We start from the raw sequence: 24,674 nt of genomic DNA, 5'->3' as shown, positions 1-24,674 counted from the left end.
TCTCAGCTGAACGGGCCGAACATTCAGGGGTATCTCAGCCTCGGCGGGGGAACGTCTGCACCGGGAGCCGGGCCCACCAGAGCCCGGGAACACAGGGAGAGACGAGATGGATCCGAAGAAGAAGGCCATCACCGCGGCCGTCGTCGGCACCGCGCTCGGCGTGGGCGGACTGGTCGTGGTGGCAATGCCTGCCTCGGCGGGGGACGCGCCGAAGCTGCCTCAGGTCAGCGCGGAGGAACTGGTCCAGTCGGTGGTCACCGCCAAGCCGGCGCCGTTCGACGGCACGGTCACGGTGAGCAATGACCTCGGCCTGCCGAAGATGGCGACCGGCGCGGTCCCGGGGGCGAGCGCGCTGGGCATCGACTCGGCGCAGGTGTTCAGCGACGGCGCGGGCAAGACGAAGGTGTCGCTCACCAAGGGGCAGGCGCAGGAGACGATCATCCACAACGGCAACACCGTGTGGGACTACGACTCCAAGACCAACAGCGCGACCAAGACGACGGTCCCGGCGGACGTCGCGACCAAGCACGCACCGGTCGAGGGCAAGACCGCCGACCCGTCCACGGCGGCCAAGGAACTGCTCGCCAAGGTGCGCGAGAGCAGCAACGTCGCGGTCGACGGCACGGCCACGGTCGCCGACCGGCCGGCGTACGAGCTGGTCCTCACGCCGAAGCCGACCGAGCGCACGCTGCTGCGCGAGATCCGCGTCGCGGTCGACTCGCAGACCCGGATGCCGCTGCGGCTTTCGGTGCTGAGCAACGGAACCACCGCCCCGGCGCTGGAGCTGGCGTTCAGCAAGATCGAGTTCGCCGGCCAGTCGGCCGACCTGTTCGCCTTCTCCCCGTCCAAGGGCGCGAAGGTGACCGAGAAGCAGGCCAAGATCGACGACCGCGACAAGGCGCTCGCGAACGAGGCCAAGCAGGCCACCAAGCTCGTCGGCGACGGCTGGGACACCGTCGTCACCGGCAAGGTGCCCGCGGACCTGATGAAGCCGAAGCAGGCACAGGGCGACGAAAAGGGCGGCGCGGACGTGCAGAAGATGCTGAGCCGGTTCGCCAAGCGGGTCAACGGCCCGTGGGGCAGCGGCTACCTCTTCACCACGAAGGTGGGCGGCGCGGTGCTGACCGACGACGGCCGGTTCGCCGCCGGCGCGGTCCCGGAGCAGGTCCTCTACGAAGCGCTGGGCGCCAAGTGACCAGCACCGCGGTCGAAACCGGGGCGGGCATCTCCGAGGAGGCGCCCGCCCCGGCGGTCCCGCTGGCCGCGCGCACCCGAGGGGTGCGCAAGGTCTACCGCAGCACGGTCGCGGTGGACCACGTGGACCTGGACGTGCCCGAAGGCGCCGTTCTCGGCATGCTCGGGCCCAACGGTTCGGGCAAGACGACCACGATCCGGATGCTGCTCGGGCTCGTCCGCCCGACCGCGGGCGAGGTCGAACTGCTCGGCCGGAAGATGCCGGAGGAATCCGCGCACGCGCTGCCGGACGTCGGCGCGCTGGTCGAGGGGCCGGGCTTCCACCCTTTCCTTTCCGGACGCGACAACCTGCTGCGGTTCGCCGCGGCCGAACCGCGGCTGGCGTCGCCCGCGATCCCCGGCGCGGTCGATGCCGCGCTGGACCGGGTCGGGCTGTCGGTCGCCGCGCGCCGCCGGTACAAGGGCTATTCGCTCGGCATGAAACAGCGGCTCGGCTTGGCGAGCGCGCTGCTGGTGCCGCGCCGGATGGTCGTGCTCGACGAACCCACCAACGGGCTGGATCCGGCGGGTACCAGGGAGATCCGCCGGATCATCGCCGAACTGCACGCGGACGGCGTGACTGTGGTGGTTTCGTCGCACCTGCTCGCTGAGGTCGAAGCGACCTGTACGCACGTGGCGGTGTTGCAGTCCGGCACGGTGGTCGCGCAAGGCGAGCTGTCCGACCTGCTGGAGTCGGGAAACGCCGCGCTGCTGGTGCGCACCCCGGACGCCGAGCACGCGGTGGAAACGTTGCGGGAGAACCGGATCGGGGCGCGGCTGACCCCGGACGGCGTCCGCGCCGACCTCACCGCCACGCCCGCGCCGCGAGTGCTGCAGGTCCTCGTGCAAGCGGGGGTCGAGGTGCACGAGGCGACCCGGGCGCGGACCGGGCTGGAGGACCTGTTCGCGCGGCTGACCGAAGGGGAATCGGCGGCCGGCGACGAATCCGAGGGGGACGCATGACCGCCATGGCTGTTTCGGTGCCGGTGAGCCGGACCGGGCACGACACGGTGCCGTTGTTCCGGCTGTTCGCCGCGGAGCTGCGCTGGATCTTCCGCAGGCCGCGCACGCTCGCCGTGCTGGGGCTGCTGGCGCTGGTGCCGATCGTGGTCGGGATCGGCCTCACCCTGGTCGGCCAGAACTCCGGGAGCGACGCGCCGGACGACAGCGGCGGGGCGCTGCTGGCGTCCGCGGTGAACAACGCGTTCGTGCTGCCGATCGCCGCGATGGTCATGACGCTCACGCTGCTGCTGCCGCTCGCCTCCGCGATGGCCGGTGCGGACGCGATCGCCGGCGAGGCCGCGCACGGCACGCTGCGCGGCTGGCTCATCGCGCCGGTGAGCCGGGGACGGCTGCTGACGGTCAAGGCGTTCGGCGTGGCGACGGTGTCCGTGGTCGCGGTGCTCGCGATGTGCGTGACCGGCGTGGCCACCGGGTTGATCATCAACGGCACGGATTCGCTGTTCACACTCTCGGGCACCACGTTGTCGCTCGGCGAGGCGCTGCTGCGGATCCTGCTCGTCGGCGGCTGGATCGTGTTGCAGCTGTGGGCGGTCGGCGCGGTCGCGCTGGCGGTGTCGAGCTGGACCGAGCACCCGATGCTCGTGGTCGCCTCGGTGCTGGCGATGAACATCGTCTTCACCATCCTCGGCTTCCTGACCTCGCTGAAGTGGCTGCATCCGTTCCTGCTCACGCAGGACTGGACGCTGGCCCCGGCCGCCGTCCTCCAGGATCCGATGATGCTGACCAGGTTCGGCGACGGCGCGATCCGCGCGGTCTGCTACATCGTGGTGGGACTTTCGCTCGCGTACGCGCGTCTCGCCACCCGGGACGGCTGACCTGGGGGTTCAGCCCACCACGGCGATCCCGTCCGGATCCGGCTGGAGCCGGACGGGATCGCCCGCCCGGAAGTCCGCCCCCGCCGGAGCGATCGCGTCCACAGTGGACTCGCCGCACCGGACGACCAGCCGCAGGTGCTCCCGCCGGTGCACCGCGGCGGTCACTTCGCCGGGCACGCCTTCGGCGGACACTTTCAAGCCATGCGGGCGCAGTCCGAGCCTTACCGGGCCGTCGTCGAGCCCTTGCAGCTCGACGGTGCCCAGCTTGGTCCGCACCACCCCTTCGGTCGCGGTGCCGTCCAGGAACGTAGTGACCCCAAGGAATCGCGCCACTTCGTCGTCGACCGGCTTGTTCCACACCGACCGGACCGCGCCCTCCTGCCGGATTTCCCCGGCGTCGAGCACGGCCACGCGATCGGCGAGGGTGAACGCTTCCTCCTGATCGTGCGTCACCAGCAGCGCGGTGATTTTGCTGCGCCGCAACAGATCCGCCAGGTCGATCGCCAACTGCTCGCGCAGGCCGGCGTCCAATCCGGACAGCGGCTCGTCCAGCAGCAGCAAGCGCGGTTCCGGCGCCAGCGCGCGAGCCAACGCGACCCGCTGCGCCTGCCCGCCGGACAGCTCGGTCACCCGTCGCCGTTCGTAGCCTTCCAGCCCGACCAGCTTCAGCAGCTCCTCGACGCGTGCCGCGTGCCGCTCGCGAGGCACGCCGTGCATCCGCAGGCCGAACGCGATGTTCGCCGCGACATCGCGGTGCGGAAACAGCTGTCCGTCCTGGAACACCAGACCGAACTCGCGCTTGTGCACCGGCACCGCGGCGAGATCAGTACCGTCCCACGACACCGAACCGGACGACACCGGCTCCAGTCCGGTGATCGCCCGCAGCAACGTCGACTTGCCCGAACCGGACGGGCCGAGCAACGCGAGCACCTCGCCGTCGGCGATGTCCAGCTTCGCGTCGCGGACCGCGGCGAATGATCCATAGTGGACAGTCAGATCCCGTACCGTTAAGGCCATCAGAACTCCCCGACCGTGCTGCGGCCGCGGACCGAGCCGAACCGGTCGATCAGCGCCACCGCCACCACAGTCACCACCATGAGCAGGGCGCACGAGGCGTACGCCATCTGGTTGTTCAGCTCCCCCGGCCTGCCGATCAGCGTCGCGACGGCCACCGGGAGCGTCGGCGCGTCCGGCCGGGCGAGGAAGCTGGTCGCGCCGAACTCGCCGAGCGCGACGACGTACCCGAAGCCCGCCGCGGCCACCACCGACCGCGCGACCAGCGGAAAGTCGATCTCCCGCCACACCCGCGCCGGGCTCGCGCCGAGCGTCGCGGCGGCCTGGCGCAGCCGGACGTCGACCGCGCGCAGCACCGGCAGGATCATCCGCACGACCAGCGGCATGATCACCAGCGCTTGGGCGAACGGCACGAGCAGCGGCGACGTGCGCAGGTCGCCGGGCAACGCGTCGAGCGTCACCAGATAACCGAAGCCGACGGTCACCGCGGACACGCCCAACGGGAGCATCAACGCGACGTCCATGGTCTCGCCCATCCCGCGTGCCAGCCCGCCGGGCGAACGGCGAAGCGCCACCAGCACGACGCTGGCGACCAGTCCGACAGCCATCGCCAGCAGCGTCGCGTCAGTGGCCGCGGCGAGCGAATTCTGCGCTGCGATCCAGCCGGACACCTGCAGCGCGTCGTTCTGCCCGACAGTGTTCAGCGCCCGGTATCCGGCGAGGCTCCATCCGTCCGAACTCGATACCGACTCGACGAGCAGCGAGACGATCGGCGTCAGCAGCAGACCGAGCACCACGACCGCCGCGCCGACTGTCCACCACTCCCCGCCGCGCGGCCGACGTGCGGTGACCTGCGCGGACCGCAGCTTCACCGCGTTCTCCCGCTTCCGGCGCGCCACCGCCCCGAGCACCAGCGCGGCGACCACGGCGGCGAACTGGATCAGCGACAACGCGGCCGCGCCGGAGAGGTCCAGCAGGTCGACCGTCCGGAGGTAGATCTCGGTCTCCAGCGTCCGATAACTCCCGCCGCCGAGAATCAGCACCACGCCGAAACTGGTGGCGCAGAACAGAAACACCACTGCGGCGGCGGACGCGACAGCCGGGCCGAGCGCGGGCAGAGTCACCGATCGGAACGCTCGCCACGGCGAGGCCCCGAGCGCCCGCGCTGCCTCGGTCGCTCGCGGATCGAGGTGCGCCCACAGTCCGGCGACCGTGCGCGCGACGACGGCGACGTTGAAGAAGGCGTTGGCCAGGATGAGCGGCAGTACGCCCCCGTCCGGCCAGATCGCCCGGAAAGCCAGTCCGACGACGACCGTCGGCAGCACGAACGGGACCAGCACGATCGTGCGCGCGAGTCCGACCCCGGGCAGCCGGACTCGCGCCAGCAGGTACGCCACCGGCAGCCCGGCGAGCACCGCGACCGCGGTCGACGCGGCCGCGCTGGCCAGCGTGAACCCGGCGAGCCGCCACGTCTGCGGGTCGCCGAGCACGGTGTCGACGCCGCCCGCGGAAAACCCCCGGCCGACGATCGCGACGACCGGCCAGGCGAAGAACACCACCAGGAACGCGACCGGCAGCAAGCCGAGCAGCGTGAGCCCGAGAGTGCGCGCGGGGATCACGCGCCCATGAGCGAGCGCCATTCCCCGATCCACTTCTCCCGGCCGGCCTGCACCTTGTCCGCGGGCAGGGTCGCCGGCGTCTGCGGCAGCGGAGCCGCGGTGGCCCAGCCTGCGGGCAGTTCGACGCCCTGGCGCGCCGGGTAGACGTACATGTTCGCCGCGACCGTCGTCTGGAACTGCTGCGACAACAGGAAGTCGACGACCTTCTGTGCCTGCGGGATCTGCTTGCCGTTGGTGAGCACGCCCGCGTACTCGACCTGGCGGAAGCACGTGTCGAGCAGCGCCTTGGTACGCGGCTTGCCGTCCTCGCCGAGTTCGGCGGCCGGCGACGACGCGTAGGACACGACGATCGGCCGCGAGCCCTTGCCCGACGAGCCGGAGAAGTCCTTGGTGTAGGCCTCCTCCCAGCCGCTGACGGTCTTGAGGCCGTTGTCCTTCAGCTTCCGCCAGTAGCCCTGCCAGCCGTTCTCGCCGTACTTCGCGACCGTGCCGAGCAGGAAAGCCAGCCCCGGCGACGCAGTGGCCGGGCTCTCCGCGACGGTCAGGTCCTTGTACTTGGGGTCGGCGAGGTCGTCGTAGCTCTTCGGCTCCGGGAGGCCCTTGCTCGCGAAGTACGCCGGATCGATGTTCACGCAGACGTCGCCGAGGTCGACCGCCGCCAGCCGGTGCTGCGGGTCGACGGAGTAGCGCTGCGGGCCGCGGTCGGCCTCCGGGCTCGTGTAGGGCTGGAAGACGCCCTCGCTGAGCGCGCGCGAGGCGAAAGTGTTGTCGACGCCGTACGCGACGTCGCCGATCGGACTGCCCTTGGTGAGCACGAGCTTGTTGGTGAGCGCGCCGGCGTCGCCGGACTTGAGGATCTTGAGCTTGATCCCGGACTGGCGCTGGAAGGCGTCGAGCACGTCCTGCGGGGCGGCGAACGAATCGTGCGTGACCAGCGTGACGGTCGGCGTCTGCTGGTCCTGGCTCGCGGACGACCCGCCCGAGTCGCCGCTGGACAGCGAGCAGGCGCTGGCGAGCATCGAGACTCCGGCGAGGCCTGCCACTGTGCGGACGGTCCGCGACATCATTCTTCCCCTCCTGCACTGCGCCGGACGAGGGAGAGCGATACGGCCTCCCTACGCCGGCATGATCCGGATCCAGGTGCGAACGGTCGCGGGTTGACGGCCCGCCTCTCAGTCCGGCGTACCGGACTCCCGTGGCAATGCCGCAGCGTAGCCGACACCATGGAGTGATGACGCAGCTATTGAACGACTCGGCAGTGGAGCAGGCCCTCGGCAGCGTTCCGGAATGGCGGCGCGAGGACGACAGCATCGCGCGGACGGTCGAACTCCTGTCCTTTCCGGCGGCGATCGAGGTGGTGGACCGGGTGGCCGAACTCGCCGAAGAAGCCGACCACCATCCCGACATCGACATCCGCTGGCGCACCCTGACCTTCCGCCTCAGCACCCACTACCTCGGCGGCCTGACCGAACGCGATTTCGCACTGGCCCGCCAGATCGACGAGGTCCTCGCGGCCCGCTGACCAGGTGTGATGTCGGCAACCCTGGCAACACAAGCGGCCCCTTCGCGCGTCTTCCGGACAGACGCGAAGAAAGGAGGCCTCATGGTTCAGGCACTCGTGGTGGGAATGGGTTCGTTCGGCCTGATGGTGGCCGCCGCGGGCGGGGTGCTGTGGCACACCGCGCGTAATCGACGTGACCTTGATCACAAGAGGTAACAGTGAGCTAGATCAAGGCGCTATCCCAGCGGAACCGTCGGCACTCGCCCCGCTAGGACTCGCCATGAACAGCACAACCGCCCAGCTCACCGCCGCACAGCGCACGTGGGTCGCGGCTTTCTCGACCGCTGTCGTCCTCCTGTCGATGATCGTGCTCGGCCTGCTCGGCTGAGCGTCACGGCAGCGGAAACATCCGGATGAGCCAGCACATGGCGATCCCGATGAGCCCGAGCACGACCGATCACCCACATCCTGGCCGGCCCGCAGGGTTCACCGGGACCTGACGCCTCGCACCTCGCCGCGGCGAGTTGTCGCTGACGGTCTCGGGAACGCCCTGATCGGCCAGCGATCGGCACGAGTGGGACGTTTCGCCGAAATTGCCTCGCGCGGGTCAGGTCACCGCGTCCCCGGGCGGCAAGGCCGGGACTCTCCGATGCCACCTCGCGTGCTCGACCCAGCCAGGCGGCAGCCACTGTCCGGTGACGAGCTGCGGATGCCGGGGATGTTCGGCGTTCGCCCAGGTCACGAAGAGCAGTTCGGCCCACTCCGACTGGATCAGCCAGGACACCGGGCCGTCCTTGCTGTTCCCCGTCACGTGCACGACCGCGGGAGCGACCATCGCCGCGCCAGTGATCGCCCCCCAGCGCCACGAAAGCACGCGCGGCGTGTAGAGGTGGAAGCCGTGCACGCTCAGGTATAGCCCGCCTTGCTCGATCGGCACCCAGCGCGGAACCGCGGCCGCGGCCGCCGCCTGCCGTGCCCGGGACCGCGCGATCGCCCCGCCCACCAGCGAACCGGCCACGAGCCCGACCCCCAGTGCGCCCGTCCCGGCCACGAACGGCGTCGAGACGCTCCAGCTCCCGTCTCCGACCGCACGGAAGTCCGAAACCACAACCTGCCCGGTAGCCCAGAATCGTTCGCCGGCCACGTTCCGGCCGGGAAACGGCGCGAGCACTTCCTCGACGTGGCCGAGGTCGGCGTTGTCCGCCATCAAGCCCGCCAGGTAGCAGGTATAGCTCAGCACGTCGTCGCGATAGGTCCAGGGCGGTGTCATCGGGGACGACTGTTCTTTCGCCATTCAAACCCCCTCGCTGAATGAGGGACGATCGTAGCGGTACGCACCGCCTGGATCCGAAATCGGATCATGGAGTATGGTCCCGCTGCACTCAGTGGAGGGGAGCCATTCCGGTGCAGGAAAATGTGCGCGCTGCGCACCTGCTGCAGTTCTGGCGCACGGTGGAAATGTTCGGTCCGCAGAATATTCCAGACTTGACGTCGCCTCGTTCCATGGCGAAGACCGAGTACCTCGTATGCGACGTCGAGCCGGGCCAGCCAGCCCCGTGGGAGGCAGGACATCCGCTGTCCCAGGCCCGGTTGCCGCACGACAAGACCTGGCAATTCGTCGTGTACGGCGCGTTGTACGACGTCTCGTCGGTCCACGCTGAGCTCAGCGCGCAATTCGGCAAGGAAGACACCCCGGAGGAACGACGAAAAGACGGAACCACGGCGGTGTACGCCTTCACAGTGGACTCCGAGGGAACCCTCATTGAGGATTCCCCGGTATTATCCGCGTGCGCCTGGGCAATCAGCAGACTGAAGTCTCCAGGACCGCGTGATCCGAAGTGGCTGGACGGTTTCGACGACGAAAGCGGTTCCTTTGCCGAACAGCTCAACCGGCTTTCGCCGAAGAAGAAACCGGGTGGCAAGCTGGCCGCCGCAGTAGCCGGCCAGGTCAAGGAAGCCGCCCACGAAGCGGCTGCTGCCGGGGCGAAGGCGACCGGCTCCGCGGTGAAGACCGCGGTAGCGGCCGGTGCGACATCGCTTGCGGGCCCCGTCGTCGGGCCGGTCGTCGGCGGGATCGCCGGAGCGACAGCCGGAGCCTTCGCCGAACGGCTCCTGACCCCGCCCGGCGCGAAGAAAGCCGCGGACGAAACCGAGCAAGACCGCGAGCCGCGAGTGGAACTGACTTCGAGGACGTTGCATGCGTTCACCCGGGAACTGGTCACGGCCCTCGGGCTGAAGGACAGCCTGCACGCGACCGGGATCCGAGTGAAGTGCTTCCAGATTTCCCGCCGGAACGCGGGCAGGGCGGACGATCAGGATTTCCTCAACAGCTCGATCGCCGGGGACCTCGGGCTCCTCGGGAAGGAGGTCCGGGCCGGCCACCGGGGCGAAGCGCTGCGCGCCTTCCTCAGCGAGGAGCCTTCCGCAGCCGGGTCCGACCGCGTCGATCTCCGCGAGCAGCCCGGTGCGCTGCTCGCCGGTGTCGAACCGGCCGCCATCCCCGGCGGGCGCTGGCCTTCGGCATACCCTCTCGTCACCGGACAGCAATTCGCGGTCGACTGGATCATGGCCGGACCTGATGCGGGTCTGTTCGCGGTGAACGGACCGCCCGGCACCGGTAAGACCACGATGCTGCGGGACGTGCTCGCGGGGATCGTAGTCAAGCGGGCGAGGTTGCTCAGCCGGCTCGGAACTCCGTCGGACGCCTACACCGAACCACGGGAATCTGTTCGCCCTTACTCAAGTCCGGTTCGCGCGCTCCGGCCTGAGCTGACCGGGTTCGAAATCGTCGTCGCGACTGCAAGCAACGACGCGGCAGCCAACATCACCCAGGAGATGCCGGCGCTGAGCGCGGTGAAGGGAGTCGAGGAAGAGGCTGTCGCCGCTGACTACTTCACCGAACTGGGCAGCCACGTACTGGGGAAGCCGGCCTGGGGCCTGGTCGCGGCGATGCTCGGGAAGATGGAGCACCGCAGGGATTTCGCGAACAAGTTCTGGTGGAGCGCGCACACCAAGTCGAAAGCCGAAGCGAGCGCCGCGGGCGAAGTCCTCGGGATGAAAGGTCAGCTCAAGGAAGTCCGCTCGGCACCAGAGCAGTTCGACGGCTGGGAAGGCGCGGTCAAAGCCTTCGCCGAAGCGGACGCAGCAGTCCGCGATCTGACCACCGCCCGCCAAGCCGCGGCCGCCAGCCTCGGCGAGCACGCCCGGTGCACCCAGGCCGTCGCGTGGACGACCGAACGCCTCCGGCAATCGCACACCTACTGCGGTCAGCTCGGCGAGGCCGCGCGGCAAACCGAGGAACTCCGCGCGAGGTCAGCGCAATCGCTGAACGAAGCCGATCAGCGGATTCGCGGCTGGCTGGATTGCCGGCCAAGTTTCTGGACCTCTGTGCTCACTTTCTTCCGCGCGTCACGGGAATGGCGGACGGCCTATCGCGAAGCCATCAAAGCCCGGATCGCGACCGACCAGACCTACCAGCAGCACGCGGGTGCCGCGGCGCGACTGGCGGATGAACTCCGGCAAGCGCAGCAGAACCACGCTCGGCTGGCGGCCGAGCACGCTGCCGCCGAGCAGGCGCTAGCGCGAGTCCGGGGGCAAGTGGACGCGGCATGTGCCCGCTGGCCGGGCGTCGTCCCGTTCGGACCCGCGATCGCCGGAGACGAGCAACTTCAGCTGTGCGCGCCCTGGGCGGATCCCGAGTTCATCGCGGCCCGCACTCGGCTGTTCCTTCGCGCGCTCGCCCTCCACAAAGCCTTCCTCTGCTCGACCGCGGAACAGACCGACGTCAATCTCGCCGCCGTCGTCCAGCTCATCCAGGGCAAAGCGAAGGTCGGGCCGCGGACCGCGCTCGCCGCCTGGCAAACGTTGTTCCTCGCCGTGCCAGTCGTGTCCACCACTTTCGCGTCGCTGCCCCGGCTGTTCTCGGATCTCGGCAGCGAGTCGCTCGGCTGGCTTTTCGTGGACGAGGCCGGACAGGCCACGCCACAGCAGGTGGCAGGCGGAATCTGGCGCTGCCGCCGCGCGGTGCTGGTCGGAGACCCACTCCAGCTCGAACCGATCGTCACACTGCCGGTGCCCGCGCAACACGCGCTCCGCCGGTATCACGGAGTCGCTGAACAGTGGAGTCCAGCGGCCCTTTCCGCCCAGCAGGTCGCCGACTGCCACGCCCGGTACGGCACCTGGGTCCCGGCACCGGCCGGTGACGAGAAGGTGTGGGTCGGCGCGCCGCTTCGAGTCCACCGGCGCTGCGACTATCCGATGTTCCACATCTCCAACACCGTCGCCTACGGCGGCGACCTGATGATCTACGGCACTCCCGAGCGCCCGGAATTCCCCGGGCGAAACGAATGGCTCGACGTCCGTTCCGATCAGGCGAAGGACCATTGGATCCCGGCGGAAGGAACGGCGTTGATCGCGCTGCTCAACACTCTCACCGGCCACGGCACCGCGCCCCAGGACATCCGCGTCGTCAGTCCCTTCACCGACGTCGTGCGGGGTGTCAAGACCTGCGTCGCCGACGCCTTCGCCGACGCCTTCCCGGCGCGCAACATCGGCACCGTGCACACCGTGCAAGGCCAGGAATCCGACGTTGTGGTGCTGCTACTGGGCAGTGCGCCGAACCGGTCGGGGGCTCGGCAGTGGGCCGCGGAGAAGCCGAACCTGCTGAACGTCGCGGTGTCCCGGGCGAAACGGCGCTTCTACGTCATCGGCAACCGGGAACGGTGGAAGGACCTTCCGCACTTCACGGTGCTGGCGGCGCAACTAGCGGTGGCGGAACCGGTGCGATGACCAGTCCGGCCACCTCGTTAACCGATCCGGAACCGCTCGCGGTATTCATGCGGCGTCGTGGTCAGCGTCCGCCGAAATGAGCGGTTCAACGTAGAAACAGTCCCGAATCCGCAAGCCCCGGCGATCCGCGACAACGTCTCGTCAGTCGTCTCCAGCCGATGCCGCGCGGCTTCGACCCGCGCGTGCTCGACGTAGGCGGCAGGGGTCATCCCCAACTCCGCCTTGAACACGCGCGTGATCTGCCGGTCCGTCACATGCGCGTGCGCGGCGAGATCGGACACCGTCAGCGGATCCGCCAGATGAGCCGCGATGTACTGCCGCAGTTCGTCGACCCGCCGGGTCGCGGACGCGGGCTCCAGCGACACGCTGAACTGGCTCTGCCCGCCGGGCCGCCGCAGGAACATCACCAGTTGACGAGCCACTCGCGAGGCTGATTCCGGACCGAAATCGTCGGCTACCAGCGCCAGCGCGAGATCGAGGCAGGCACTCAGCCCAGCCCCCGTCCACACGGACCCGTCGCGGATGAAGATCGGGTCCGCGTCGACGGTCACCTCGGGATGCTCCGCGGCCAGCTGCCGGGCCGTCGACCAGTGCGTAGTGGCGCGTTTGCCGTCAAGCAGCCCCGCCGCCGCCAGGATGTGCGCGCCGACGCAGACGGACGCCACCCGGCGCGCCCGCCCAGCCAGGCGGCGCACCTCCTCGACCACCGCTGGGTCGCACTGGGCGACGATCTCCCCGCTTTCCCCTGTCGTCACCGCACCGGGGACGATCAGGGTGTCGATCGCCTTTCTCGCCAGCTCAGCGAACGTCACGTCCGGCAAGACGCGCACCCCGGCCGAGGTCGTCACCGGGTCCAGCGTCTCAGCCGCGAGCACTACCTCGTAGCCCGTCGGACGGTCCAGTTCCCGCTGCAGCAAGGAAAACACCTCAGCGGGACCGGTCACGTCGAGCAGGTCGATCCGGTCGAACAGGACCACGACCACCAGTCTCGTCATTCGCACCCCATGTCGGTTTCTGCGCTTTGCATGTCATTGCCGACATCCGGAGCCGAGTCTAGCGTCGGTCGAGCGGAACAGAAACGAGAGGAAACCCCCACCATGGCAAGGAAAACGCTGCGAGAGCTGAACGGTCTCGACCAGACCCCGGCAACGCTGGCCGACGCGACGCTGATCCTGGTCGACTACCAGAACACCTACACCCGCGGCGTGATGGAGCTGGAAGGCTGGCGTCCGGCGTTGACCGCGGCGAAAGACCTGCTCGCCAAGGCCCGCGCCGCCGGGGCGAAAGTGGTCCACGTCGTCAACGACGGTGGCGAAGGCACGCCGTACGACATCCGGGCCGAGATCGGCAGCATCCACCCGGACGTCGCCCCGATCGAGGGCGAACCGGTCGTCGTCAAGGGCGCGCCGAACTCGTTCGTCGACACGGACCTGGGCGCACAGGTCGACGCGGCCGGGCACAAGAACGTGGTGATCGCCGGGTTCATGACCAACATGTGCGTCACGTTCACCACCGAGGGCGCCTTCCTGCGCGGCAACCACCCGACCGTCGTCGCCGACGCCTGCGCCACCCGTCCGCTGCCGACTCCGGCCGGGGAAGTCAGCGCGGATCAGCTGCACAACAGCGCGCTGGCGACCATCGGGGATCTTTACGGCGTGGTCGTGCCGAGCGTTGCCGAGCTGAACTGAACCCCCTGGCCTCGGCAGGCCTGTTCTGCCGAGGCGGGTTCTTCAGAACTCGATGAACCCCGCGACGACCTCACGCACGGTCCCGTCTGCTTCCGGAGTGCCATAGAAGTAGACCGGCCCTTAGCCCCAGAGATACTCCTCGACCGGCCAGCCCTCTTCGTTGACCCGAAAGAGAAACTGATGCCCGTCGGCTCGTACGGCATCGGCGTAGCTCGGCTCGTTTCGAATCAGCACCGGTTCGACCCGAACTGGACAAGGGCGATCGCGTCTTCCGCGTCAGGCATCTCGGAGCGCGCCGCCGAGCGAAGCTCAGGCCACCCGAGGTCGGCTCGCTCACCGCGCGGTGAGGGTGCGTGTACTAGCGTCCACATCGTCGATGTCGAATCCGTTGTGCAGCACCACGGAAACCTCGTAGCCCGGGACCATGGAGTTGCGGGGACGGTCAGCAGGTAGCGATGCGTCGCGAGAAGCGGATGCGCCTCGATCGCAACGGGCGGCGCGCCACCCGGACGACCTCCCCCGCGCTATCCGGCAAGGGAGGAGGTGAAGAGCCCCGGCAATCAGTCGAAGACTGACGACCGGGGAAGCCGTTCAGCCGCGAACCCGATCAGACGTTGAAGCGGAACTCCACGACGTCGCCGTCCGCCATCACGTAGTCCTTGCCCTCCATGCGGACCTTGCCCGCCGAGCGCGCGGCCGCCATCGAACCCGCCTCGACCAGGTCCTCGAAGGACACAACCTCCGCCTTGATGAAGCCGCGCTCGAAGTCCGTGTGGATGACGCCGGCGGCCTGCGGGGCGGTCGCGCCCTGTGAGATCGTCCAGGCGCGGGATTCCTTCGGACCGGCCGTGAGGTACGTCTGCAGGCCGAGCGTGTGGAAACCGGCACGGGCCAGCGCGTGCAGGCCCGGTTCCAGCTGGCCGACGGACTCCAGCAGCTCGCGAACGGACTCCTCGTCGTCCAGCTCCAGCAGCTCGGCTTCGACCTTCGCGTCCAGGAACACCGCGTCCGCCGGCGCGACGAGCTTCGCCAGCTCCTCGCGGCGCGCCTCGTCGGTCAGCACGGCCTCGTCGGCGTTGAAGACGTACAGGAACGGTTTCGTGGTGAGCAAGCTCAGCTCGCGCAGCGCCTCGCCGTCGATGTCCTTCTGCGCCTGGAACAGTGTGCGCCCGGAGTCGAGGATTTCCTTGGCCTTCTGGGCGTTTTCGAGCGCCGGACGCGCTTCCTTCTTGGTGCGCGCCTCTTTCTCCAGCCGCGGCAGCGCCTTCTCCAGCGTCTGCAGGTCGGCGAGGATCAGCTCGGTGTTGATGGTCTCGATGTCGGACATCGGGTCGATCCGGCCGTCGACGTGCACGACGTCCGGGTCGTCGAACACGCGGATGACCTGGCAGATCGCGTTGGCCTCGCGGATGTTCGCGAGGAACTTGTTGCCGAGCCCCGCGCCCTCGGACGCGCCCTTCACGATGCCCGCGATGTCCACAAAGGACACCACGGCGGGCACGGTCTTCTCCGACGAGAAGATCCCGGCCAGCCGGTCCAGCCGCGGGTCCGGCAGCGGCACGACGCCGACGTTGGGCTCGATCGTGGCGAACGGGTAGTTCGCGGCGAGCACGTCGTTGCGCGTCAGCGCGTTGAACAGGGTGGACTTGCCGACGTTGGGCAAGCCGACGATACCGAGGGTGAGACTCACGGCCGGTAAGTCTACGTGCTGCGCGCGGACCGTCGCCGACCCGGTAACGTCGTGTCGGTTTTCCGCCAGTCAGAGCTCTCACCTGCTGGCATCATCGACCACATGGCTACCTCGACCATCCCCATCTGGCGCGACACCGAGCGCTGCTACCGCGCGGTGACCGCCCGCGACCAGCGGTTCGATGGCCAGTTCATCATGGCGGTGCGCACCACGGGCATCTACTGCCGCCCGTCCTGTCCGGCGCTCACGCCGAAGGCGCAGAACGTCCGGTTCTACCCCACGTCGGCAGCCGCGCAGGCCGGCGGTTTCCGCGCTTGCCGCCGCTGCCTGCCGGACGCGGTCCCCGGTTCGCCGGACTGGAACGTGCGCGCCGACCTGGCCGCCCGCGCGATGCGACTGATCTCGGACGGCCTGGTCGAGCGCGAAGGCGTGCCCGGCTTGGCCCGTCAACTCGGCTACTCGGAACGCCAGCTCGGACGCGTTTTGACAGCCGAACTGGGCGCAGGCCCGATCCGCCTCGCCCGAGCACACCGCGCCCACTCGGCGCGCTTGCTGATCGAGATGTCGCAGCTGCCGCTCACCGATGTCGCATTCGCAGCCGGGTTCTCCAGCATCCGGCAGTTCAACGAGACCATCCGCGAGGTGTTCGCGACGACCCCGTCGCAGCTCCGAGCAGCTTCGCTTCGCCGCGGAAACCGCAACGAACCCAGCGGCGCGACGCGGCTCAGCCTTCGCCTGCCGTTCCGTGCCCCGTTCGACGCCGCGAGCGTGCTGAACTACCACGCCTCGCGGGCGTTGCCAGGCATCGAAGCCGTCTCCGACGACGGCTACGGCCGCACCTTGCGCCTGCCGCACGGCCCGGCGTCAGCGTGGGTCAGCCCGCGCGCCGGTTACGTACAATGCGACCTGGCTCTCTCGGACCTACGCGACCTGAGCAGCGCCGTCAGCCGCGTACGACGCTTGTTGGACCTGGACGCCGACCCGGAAGCCGTCTCGCGTGTGCTCTCCGCCGACGATGCGCTGGCCCCACTGGTCGCCGCCGTCCCCGGCATCCGCGTGCCAGGCGCTGTCGACGGCCCGGAAGTCCTGCTCCGCACCCTGCTCGGCGAGGACGTGGCCGACGTTGTCGAACTCGGCGAGCCTGTCCCACCCGCCGACCCGCCCATGGACACCCTGACAACCCTTTTCCCGACCCCGTCCGCCATCGCCGAGGCAGAGGTAAAACCCCTGGTCAAGAAAGTCGCCGCCGCAATCGTCGGCGGTGCACTGGACCCGCACGTAGGCCGCGACGCGGACGAGCTCCGCACCGAAATGCTCGCGGTCGGCGTCGACCCCGCCACCGCCGACTACGTCGTGATGCGCCTGCTCGGTGCCCCCGACGTCCTGTTGACCGCCGACCCAGCCGTCCGCCGAGGCGCGGCCGAGCTGGGCATCGACCTGGCGACGTCCGCGCGCGGCTGGCAGCCGTGGAGTTCGTACGCCAGCCGGTATCTCAGTTCCCGAACCGCTTGAGGAGACTTTTCCCGTGCCCACCGCCTTCTGGTCCACTTTGGACACACGCATCGGCCCGTTCACCGCAGTAGTGACCGGCGACGGCGCCGTACTGGCCTCCGGCTGGACCGCCGACGTCGCCGAGCTGACACCCCTCATCTCGCCGTCCCTGGCCCCGGCGGCTCTGACCGAACGCCGCGACCTGGGCCCCGTGACGACCGCAATCCGCCGCTACCACGGCGGCGACCTCGACGCCGTCGCCGACATCGAGGTACGCCAACGCTCGGGCCCGTTCCGCGAGCACGCCTGGGAGATGCTGCGCAAAATCCCAGCAGGCAGCCCGGTGAGCTACGCGGAGTACGCCGCCCTCTCCGGCAACCCGTCGGCAGTCCGCGCCGCAGCAACTGCCTGCGCCCGCAACGCTGCGGCTCTGTTCGTGCCGTGCCACCGGGTGGTGCGGACTGGCGGAGCGATCGGCAACTTCCGCTGGGGCGTCAACGCCAAGCGGTGGCTCCTGCACCACGAAGAGTCCGCCTGACGATCCGCTACGGGTCGGGGGTTGGCTTGGCTGGCTCAAGTTGGCTTGGCTGGCTCAAGTTGGCTTGGCTGGCTCGGGTCGGCAGGCTGGCTCGGGTCGGCTGGGCTGGGCCGACGCGGCGAGCGTGGTTGGGGCGGCTTGGCTGGCTCGGGTCGGCGGCCTGGGTCGGCTGGGCTGGGCCGGGTCGGCAGGCTGGCTCGGGTCGGGTCGGGCCGGGCCGGGCCGGGTCGGCTGGGCTGGGCCGACGCGGCGAGCGTGGTTGGGGCGGCCAGGCCGACGTGGCGAGTCTTGCTGAAGTGACCGGGCTGAGCCCGCCGCTTCAGCAGCGTCCCGCCGCAGCACTCGGCCCGCCACCGCAACGGCCGCCCGCCGCAGTGTTCAGCCCCGCTCACCAGCCAGCGACACCCGGCTAGGCGAACTGCGAGCATCACGACGTGACTGTCGCGCTTCCCTCACCACACCAGCCGCACAGCACCAGCGGCTTTGCGGCTGTGGCCACGCAACATGCTTCGCGGTCGACGCTCCGCGGCCAGCCAGCACCTTGACACCAGCTTCCGGCTTGCCCGCTTCCAGCTCAGTCCGTTTCCAGCCCAGCCCGCTTCCAGCCGAAACGTCCGGCTACCCGGTCACAAGCCAGCCCCGCCATCCAGCCGCACCAACCGTTTGGCCGCCGCGCGCCCCAGTCATCGGCTGCTCAGCCATCCGGCCACGCGGCCAGCCCAGCGGCAACTCGGTGCAGGAGCCAACCGCCGTCCGGCGCAGGCTCATCCTGCTCTCGTCAAGCCATCTGCAGCTCCACTCTCGACCCGGTGCGGGACTTCCGCACCCGCAGCCGCGTGGGGATGCGCTGGCGGAGTTCCTCGACGTGCGACACCAGGCCCACCACGCGGCCGCCAGCGCGGAGTTCGTCGAGGATGTTCATCACCACGTCCAGCGTTTCGGCGTCCAGGGTGCCGAAACCCTCGTCCACGAAGAGGGTGTCGAGCAGCGCGCCGCCGGTTTCGCCTGCCACCACATCGGCCAGACCCAGCGCCAGCGACAGCGACGCGAGGAACGACTCGCCGCCCGACAGCGTTTTCGCTGGGCGCACCGCGCCGGAGTAGTCGTCCAGCACGTCGAGGCCGAGGCCGCCCCTAGTGCCGCGCGCGCCGGCCGCGTCCGAGTGCACGAACGAATAGCGGCCCTGGCTCATGGTCCGCAGTCGTGCGGTCGCCGCGAGCGCGACCTCTTCCAGCCGGGCAGCCAGGACATACGAGCGCAGCGACATCTTCCGCGCGTTCTGCCCTCGTCCATTGACCACTTCGGACAACGCCCGGAGTTCGGCGTGTTCCTCCTCCAACGGCACCAGCTCCGACAGTGCCTTGCTCAACCGCCCGGCCAGCTTCACCAGTTCGCGGTGCTGCGCCGAAACCGCTTGCTGCGCGGCGAAAGCGGTATCCGCGCGAGCCCGCGTCTCCTTCGCTTGCTCGGCCAGCGGCGCGACGTCCACCGCGTCGTCCGGCGAGATCCCGAACAGTTCCGGTTGCGCGAGCATCTCCCGCGCACCGGCGGCGGTCGCTTCCGCCTCGGCGAGGCCCTGTTCGAGCTTCGTGATCTGCTCTTCGGTCCGGACGGCGGCGCGCATTTCCACCAGAGTCGAGAAACCCTTGGCATGCAACGAGATTTCCACCAGATCCCGTTGCTCCGCAAGCCGGGCCTCCGCCCCGGACACCGCCGTGTGCGCCTCCGCCGCCAGGTCGAGCGCGCCGGCGAACGTGAGCAGGTGCTGCCGCCGGGCGGGAACGTCCGGGAACTCTCCTCGGCCCGCGACCAGCCGCTGCTCGCGCTCGGCCATCCGCTCGTCCAACGCGCGGATCTCGCCGTTCGCCTCGGTAACCGTCTGCTCGGCGAGGCGACGCTGTTCGGCCAACTGCTCGGCACCGCGCTCCAGTTCAGTGACCTTCGTGTTCAGCTGGTCCTTGCGCTGCGCCTTCTCGGAGAGTTCGGCGACGTGCGTCCGGGCTTCAGTCAGCGCGGTCGCGATCTCCTCCGCAGTACGCCCGTCCAACCGTTCGCGCAGGGAGACAGCCCGTGCCTTGGCCTCTTCCAGCGCGGACACCACTCGCTGGCGCAACGCGGACGCCTTCTGCTCGGCTTCTTCCGCAGCACGTTCTTCGGCCGCGTCCACCAATGGCGCGTCATGGTTCGCCGGTGCCGGATGTTCGGCCGACCCGCACACCGGGCACGCCGCTCCCTCGGCCAAGCCAGCAGCCAGCTCTGCTGCCATCCCGTCGAGACGCCGCTCGCGGAGATCGAGCCGACGTTGCCGAGCCGTCTGGTGCTCGTCGACCACTTCGCGCAGTTTCGCTTCACCACGCTCGACTCTGGCCTCAGCTGGTGGCAACTCCTCGGCTGCACGAGTGAGCACCATCAGCTCTTCGACGCGAGATTTCGCACCGTCCAGCTTCGCCGCCGCTTCTCCGGCTACCGTCGCTTCAGCACGCGCAGCGGCAATCCGACCGGGCAGCTCGGCCAACCGCTCGGCGAGCCCAGCAACTTGCTCGGCGGCTTTCTCCGCGGCTTTCTGCCGCTCCGCGCGGCGTTGTTCGTCGCTCTTCTGCTGGTTGGCTTCCGCGGCCAACTCGGCGAGAGCGCCCGCCTCCTCGCGAACGGAGCCCGCGCGCTCGCGCAGGTCCGCGACCGCGAGCCCGACCGCGTCGAAGCCGAGGTCGGCGAGATCTCGGATCCGATCGGCCACCAGCACCTGCGCATCGCCGAGTTCGGCCGTACGCCGGTCCATCAACTCAGCCTCGGGAACCACCGCGGCAGCACGCCGAGCCGCTGCGATTTCTTCCGTCCACTCAGCACGTTCGGTCGCCTGCTCGGCGATCTGCGCCAGCCGGGTGTGCGCGGTGCGGACCCGGCGGATCTTTTCCGCGTCCTCTTCCGCCTCGCGCAGCGCGACCTCAGCGGACTTCGCCGCCGAACGTGCTTGCCCTGCCTCGGTTTCCGCCGCCTCGGCCTGGACAGCGATCTCGGCCAGCACAGCCTCGACCCACTCCGGCCGCCCTTCCTCCGGCGGTTCCTGCTGCGCTTCCTGGGCGTAGCGGGCGAGCAGCTCGCGGACCTCCTGCTGCCGCTTTTCCAGCGCACGGCCGCGTTCCGCGCGAAGGTCCGCGAACCAGCGTTCGACGTCGGAGAACCGCTCGGTGCCGAAAAGCCGTTCCAGCAGCTTCTCGCGCTCGGTGGTGTCGCTGCGGAGAAACTTCGCGAATTCTCCTTGCGGCAGCAGCACAACCTGGAAGAACTGCGGTGCCGTCATGCCCAGCAGCCGCTCGACGGTGCGCGCCACCTCGTCGATGCGGATGCTCCCGTCCGGCGGCAGCCCGGCGGGCGGTTCGCCTACCCAGGTCAGCGAAACCCGGGCCTGCTGCGTGGTGAATCCGTCGCCGCGTTTCTTCGGCCGCTGGTACTCCGGGCTGCGCACGATCCGCAACCGCTGGCCCTGCACGGTCAGCTCCAGCACGACCTCGGTCTGCCGATCCGGTTCGGCGAGATCGCACCTCAACCGCTTGACGTCGCCGCGCGCGCCCGGCACCACGCCGAACAACGCGAACGCGATCGCGTCGAGCAGCGTGGTTTTGCCCGCTCCGGTGTCGCCGTGGAGAAGGAAGAGACCGTCGGTGCCAAGGGCGTCGAAGTCCACCACCTCCCGCCCCGCGTAAGGGCCGAAGGCTTCTACCTCCAGCAGATGCAGTCTCACAGCTTCTCCACCGCCGCCCGGTTCGCTGCTTCGAGCGCCAGGTGCACGAGCCGCTCCTCGCGTTCGCTCGGCGGAGCGCCACGGCAATCGTCGAGGAAGCTGCGCGCGATCTCGATGTCGCTGCGCCCGCGCACCGCCTCGGCGTACTTCAGTTCGGTGCCGGCGACCCCGCCGTCGGGCCGCCAATCCATGTGCACCGCATAGGGAAAACGGTCCTGCAGCAACCGCATCGCGTCGATCGGGCGCACTCGATCGGTGACCGTGATCGAGAGGAAATGCTCGCGCCATTGCTCGTGTTCCGGGTCTTCGAGCAAAGCGGCGAGCTCGCCGGAGAGCGTCGCGAGCGGACGCGGCACCGGCAGCTCATGCCGGCGGACCTCGGCCAGACCGGTCGCGTCGAGATCCACGAACCACACCGATTTCCGTTGCCGCGCTTCGGAGAACGAGTACGCCAGCGGACTCCCGGAGTACCGGAGGCGTTCCGCGAGCGTCTGCGGTCCGTGCAAGTGCCCGAGCGCGACGTAGTCCACGCCGTCGAACACCGAGCCGGGAACCTGCTCGACTCCGCCCACCGCGATGGTGCGTTCTGATTCGCTGGCCTCGCCGCCGGTGACGAAAGCGTGTGCCAGCACTACGGATCGAGCCCCCGGACGACTGGCCAGGTCGTCCCGCACCCGCCGCATCGCCTCGCCGAGCACACCGGTGTGGCCGCGCGCCTCCGGCACGCCCAGCGCGTGCCGCGACGGCTCGGGTTCGAGATACGGGATGCCGTAGAACGCGACCGCGCCGTGTTCGTCGTGCAGCACAACGGGTTCCGCGATGCCTTCGACTGTCGCGCGGACGTGCAGCCCGCCCGCCGCCGCGAACTCGGCGAACGCGCCCAGCCGCGCGGCCGAATCGTGGTTGCCAGGCGTGACCACGAGTTCCGCGCCGGCCCGGCGGATGCGGGTCATTGCGGCCGTGGCGACGCGGACGGCTTCGGCGGACGGCACCGCTCGGTCGTAGATGTCACCGGCCACCACCACGACGTCGACCGACTCGCGGTCGACGAGTTCGGCGATGTGCGTGAGGGCGGCCTCCTGTTCGGTGAGCAGATCGGCGCCGTGGAACGTGCGGCCGATGTGCCAGTCAGACGTATGGAGGACTCTCACGGCGACCACGTTAGGAGCAGACCCCGACGAAATCCCGGAGGCACGCCGATGCCCCACTCGAACGTGTGTACGAAGCCGATCAGGTCCACTGCGGACACGCCCAGCCTCGAATCTGGAAAGTCGCAGGTCAGCTACGCAGCGCGACCGCGGGTGCCGGTTTTTGTCGGTGGGGTCCGCCATGATGTCTCGCGTCCGGACACCCGCCGGACCCGACGGAGAGGAGGACCGGGTGGAGACGGTGATCACCACCGCGGCCGTCGTGCTCGCGCTGCTCCTGTGCGTCGCGGTTGTCGCGCTGTGGCGGCTGTACAACGACGGAATGCGCCGCGCCGACGCGGCCGCGCGGCTCGTGGCCACGGAGCGCGCGAAAGGCGACCAGCAGCAGCTCGCGCTGCGCCGGTACGAGGTGGCGTTCGCGTCGATTCACGGCCGCGGCGAACTCGGCGAACAGGTGCTCGTGGAGACCGCGCGCGCACTCGGACTGCGGGAGGGACTGCACTTCACCCTGCAGACCGATTTGGGCGGCGGTGGAAGCGCGAAACCCGACCTGGTGCTGAACGTCGGCGGCGGCCGGGCGGTGCCGGTCGACGCGAAGGCAAGCATGGCCATCTGGGCGGAGGCGGTCGAGACCGACGATCCGGAAGAACGGCTCGACGCGCTGCGCGTCCACGTCCGGCAGCTGCGCTCCCGCGCGGCGGAGCTGGCGGGCAAGGGCTACCAGCGCTGGGCGGACGCGATTTACGGCACCATCATGTTCGTCCCGTCCGACGCGGCCGTGGTCGCCGCGCTCGACACCGATCCCGAACTGCTGCGCTGGCTGATCGACCGCCGCGTCTTCCTGTGCGGCCCCACGGGATTCGGGGTGCTCGCGTCCGCAGCGCTGTTCGCCGCCAGCGACCGGGCGCTCGTCGAGGACGTCGAGCAAGTGCGCGCGGGTGCCGCCGCCGCGCACCGAGCCGCCGGCAATGCGGTGGAGGCGCTGAATCTGTCCTCTACGCACCTGCAGCGCTTCGTCTCGGCCCGCCGCCGGGAACTCGAGGCGCTGGAGTCGTTCCGTGCGTCGGTCGCGCCGCTCACCGACGCGTCGGGCAGTCCGGCGCCGGTACCGCAGCTTCGGAAGGGAGACGAGGTGGCAGCTGGTTGAGGTCGCGGCGCGATGGCCGCGGGCTCGACAGTCGCGATCGGACGATCGACGATCTCGTCTTGCGGGACGGGTTCGGCGGCGTGGCTTGCTGGCGTCAGGATGACGGCATTGGGTTCGCGGGGCGTGGGCTGATGCTCTCGCGCGTGGAGCGCGCTTGAAGCCTGGCCGTGCTGTTGGGGAGGGCGAGGTTTCGGTTGCCCGGCCCAATGGCACGACGGCCGTGCGGACTTGGCGGGCGCGCACGTGGCGAAACAGTTCGCCGAAATGCGGCCGGGGCACGGATCCGGTGGCGCGGTCGCGAGCAGGCACGTTCCGACGAGCCGGACCCTGCAGCGCGGTCTAGCGGCGGAAGCCGCAGCAGCACGGTCTGGCGGCATTGGCCTCGGCGGCTCGTCGCGGCGGAGCAAGCCAGCCCCGGTGACGTGGGCGTCGGGAGCAAGCCAGGGCACGGCGGCCGGGCGGACCTGGGCATCAGCGGTGCGTTCCGCCGGAGCCCCGCCACGGCACTGCGATCTGGCGGTGTGGGCCCTGGCGGTGCGATCCGGCACTGCGAGTCTCGGCGGCGCGATCTGGGTTGGCATCGTCCGGCGGGAGTGAGCCTGGGCGCGGGAGCGGCTGAGCGTCCTAGCTCGGTCCGGCTCGGGCGCCCTGGCGCTCTTCGCACGCAGAGCGCGAGAGCTCCCTCGGGAGTCGCCGTGGGCGGTAGCGCATCGCGGTGGCGAGGTAGGCGTCCAAGGTGAGTTGAGCGCCCTCCCGGTGAGCGGTGGGCCGGGGGCCTCCGGATCATGCGTCGGCAGCCGAGACCGTCACACGGCCCAAGCGGTCATGGCCGGCCATCCGCGACAGCTGGCGGCTTGCGGCTGAGCGTGGAGGCGCGGCAGGCGCGCACCACGGTCTGGATTGCCCGGAACGAACAGCGAAGTCCAGGTTGGACACTGCGGCGGGGCGAGCGAAAGGGCATGGTTCCGACGTCGCGCGGGCAGGATCTGGACGCTCAGGTGCCTCACGGGAACGTCAATTCCCGGTCAAGTTCCAGAACGGCGAATGTTCCGGAACAGGACCGGTGGCGCCGCCGTCGCCGTCGTCGGCTCGTGGCATAGCCTGGGGTCAGCGCAGGGCCGGGAAACGGGCAGCTAGGCCATACCGCCGGTATCACCGCTGGTCAGAGGTCTGGTCCACCGGTTCCCCGTCCGGCGGAGCGGTACGGGCAGGCCGTACCGCGGGTACCGCTCGACCG

17 protein-coding genes and 1 riboswitch are annotated in these 24,674 nt (G+C 69.7%); of the genes, 9 read left to right on the top strand and 8 right to left on the bottom strand.

The features are described from left to right. Positions 1-106 precede the first annotated feature (106 nt). The 3 genes from A4R44_RS02430 to A4R44_RS02420 are packed head-to-tail and all read left to right on the top strand — an operon-like array spanning position 107 to position 3,071. Positions 107-1,195: a hypothetical protein gene (locus tag A4R44_RS02430; protein WP_067575950.1), complete on the top strand. Its 1,089-nt coding sequence runs from the start codon at positions 107-109 to the stop codon at positions 1,193-1,195. Further along, on the top strand, positions 1,192-2,196 hold the full coding sequence (locus A4R44_RS02425; RefSeq protein ID WP_067575948.1) for an ABC transporter ATP-binding protein: 1,005 nt from the start codon (positions 1,192-1,194) through the stop codon (positions 2,194-2,196). The genes A4R44_RS02430 and A4R44_RS02425 overlap by 4 nt, the downstream gene beginning before the upstream one ends. Next, positions 2,193-3,071, top strand: a complete 879-nt coding sequence (locus A4R44_RS02420; RefSeq protein ID WP_067575946.1) for an ABC transporter permease — start codon at positions 2,193-2,195, stop codon at positions 3,069-3,071. The genes A4R44_RS02425 and A4R44_RS02420 overlap by 4 nt, the downstream gene beginning before the upstream one ends. Before the next feature lie 9 nt (positions 3,072-3,080). On the opposite strand, the gene A4R44_RS02415 is transcribed toward A4R44_RS02420, so the two are convergent. Genes A4R44_RS02415 through A4R44_RS02405 form a run of 3 tightly spaced genes read right to left on the bottom strand, consistent with a single transcriptional unit; the run spans position 3,081 to position 6,768 of the window. Further along, positions 3,081-4,088 carry an ABC transporter ATP-binding protein gene (locus tag A4R44_RS02415; RefSeq protein ID WP_067575944.1) on the bottom strand — a complete coding sequence of 336 codons (1,008 nt, stop codon included), beginning with the start codon at positions 4,086-4,088 and terminating at the stop codon, positions 3,081-3,083. Next, positions 4,088-5,725, bottom strand: coding sequence for an iron ABC transporter permease (locus tag A4R44_RS02410; RefSeq protein WP_232791468.1), 1,638 nt, complete (start codon positions 5,723-5,725; stop codon positions 4,088-4,090). Before A4R44_RS02410 ends, A4R44_RS02415 begins: the two co-directional genes overlap by 1 nt. Continuing rightward, positions 5,701-6,768, bottom strand: coding sequence for a thiamine ABC transporter substrate binding subunit (locus A4R44_RS02405; RefSeq protein ID WP_093573443.1), 1,068 nt, complete (start codon positions 6,766-6,768; stop codon positions 5,701-5,703). The genes A4R44_RS02410 and A4R44_RS02405 overlap by 25 nt, the downstream gene beginning before the upstream one ends. Before the next feature lie 31 nt (positions 6,769-6,799). Beyond that, a riboswitch (TPP riboswitch) is annotated at positions 6,800-6,911 on the bottom strand. 24 nt (positions 6,912-6,935) lie between these two features. Here A4R44_RS02405 and A4R44_RS02400 point away from each other — a divergent pair. After that, the gene (locus tag A4R44_RS02400) at positions 6,936-7,226 is read left to right on the top strand and encodes a 4a-hydroxytetrahydrobiopterin dehydratase (RefSeq protein WP_067575940.1); all 291 of its coding nucleotides are present in this window, start codon (positions 6,936-6,938) and stop codon (positions 7,224-7,226) included. A 586-nt stretch (positions 7,227-7,812) separates the two neighbouring features. On the opposite strand, the gene A4R44_RS02395 is transcribed toward A4R44_RS02400, so the two are convergent. Then, entirely contained in the window at positions 7,813-8,499 is a 687-nt protein-coding gene (locus tag A4R44_RS02395; RefSeq protein WP_067575939.1) for a hypothetical protein, read from the bottom strand. Positions 8,500-8,708: 209 nt separating this feature from the next. Here A4R44_RS02395 and A4R44_RS02390 point away from each other — a divergent pair, with 209 nt between their 5' ends. Beyond that, positions 8,709-11,993 (top strand): DEAD/DEAH box helicase, encoded by a 3,285-nt coding sequence (locus tag A4R44_RS02390; protein WP_095213194.1) that lies wholly within the window; start codon positions 8,709-8,711, stop codon positions 11,991-11,993. Positions 11,994-12,010: 17 nt separating this feature from the next. Here A4R44_RS02390 and A4R44_RS02385 read toward each other — a convergent pair whose 3' ends face one another. Next, entirely contained in the window at positions 12,011-12,988 is a 978-nt protein-coding gene (locus tag A4R44_RS02385; protein ID WP_067575937.1) for a GlxA family transcriptional regulator, read from the bottom strand. A gap of 102 nt (positions 12,989-13,090) precedes the next feature. Here A4R44_RS02385 and A4R44_RS02380 point away from each other — a divergent pair, with 102 nt between their 5' ends. Next, positions 13,091-13,681, top strand: coding sequence for a cysteine hydrolase family protein (locus A4R44_RS02380; RefSeq protein ID WP_067575935.1), 591 nt, complete (start codon positions 13,091-13,093; stop codon positions 13,679-13,681). Positions 13,682-14,288: 607 nt separating this feature from the next. On the opposite strand, the gene ychF is transcribed toward A4R44_RS02380, so the two are convergent. Next, positions 14,289-15,371, bottom strand: a complete 1,083-nt coding sequence (gene ychF / locus A4R44_RS02375; RefSeq protein WP_067575933.1) for a redox-regulated ATPase YchF — start codon at positions 15,369-15,371, stop codon at positions 14,289-14,291. Positions 15,372-15,473: 102 nt separating this feature from the next. Here ychF and A4R44_RS02370 point away from each other — a divergent pair, with 102 nt between their 5' ends. After that, on the top strand, positions 15,474-16,883 hold the full coding sequence (locus tag A4R44_RS02370; RefSeq protein ID WP_067575931.1) for a DNA-3-methyladenine glycosylase 2 family protein: 1,410 nt from the start codon (positions 15,474-15,476) through the stop codon (positions 16,881-16,883). Between the two features lie 13 nt (positions 16,884-16,896). Next, positions 16,897-17,400 carry a methylated-DNA--[protein]-cysteine S-methyltransferase gene (locus A4R44_RS02365; protein ID WP_067575929.1) on the top strand — a complete coding sequence of 168 codons (504 nt, stop codon included), beginning with the start codon at positions 16,897-16,899 and terminating at the stop codon, positions 17,398-17,400. Between the two features lie 778 nt (positions 17,401-18,178). On the opposite strand, the gene A4R44_RS02360 is transcribed toward A4R44_RS02365, so the two are convergent. Continuing rightward, positions 18,179-21,142 (bottom strand): AAA family ATPase, encoded by a 2,964-nt coding sequence (locus tag A4R44_RS02360; protein WP_067575927.1) that lies wholly within the window; start codon positions 21,140-21,142, stop codon positions 18,179-18,181. Further along, positions 21,139-22,293 carry an exonuclease SbcCD subunit D gene (locus A4R44_RS02355; protein ID WP_067576558.1) on the bottom strand — a complete coding sequence of 385 codons (1,155 nt, stop codon included), beginning with the start codon at positions 22,291-22,293 and terminating at the stop codon, positions 21,139-21,141. Before A4R44_RS02355 ends, A4R44_RS02360 begins: the two co-directional genes overlap by 4 nt. 229 nt (positions 22,294-22,522) lie before the next feature. Here A4R44_RS02355 and rmuC point away from each other — a divergent pair, with 229 nt between their 5' ends. After that, positions 22,523-23,437 carry a DNA recombination protein RmuC gene (gene rmuC, locus A4R44_RS02350; protein ID WP_095213157.1) on the top strand — a complete coding sequence of 305 codons (915 nt, stop codon included), beginning with the start codon at positions 22,523-22,525 and terminating at the stop codon, positions 23,435-23,437. Positions 23,438-24,674: the final 1,237 nt, after the last annotated feature.

The sequence above is a fragment of the Amycolatopsis sp. M39 genome (assembly GCF_001651785.1).
GTDB classification, from domain to species: Bacteria; Actinomycetota; Actinomycetes; order Mycobacteriales; family Pseudonocardiaceae; genus Amycolatopsis; species Amycolatopsis rubida.
The sequence above is the reverse complement of the archived record's forward strand: the minus strand, read 5'-3'. Positions and strand labels throughout refer to the sequence as shown.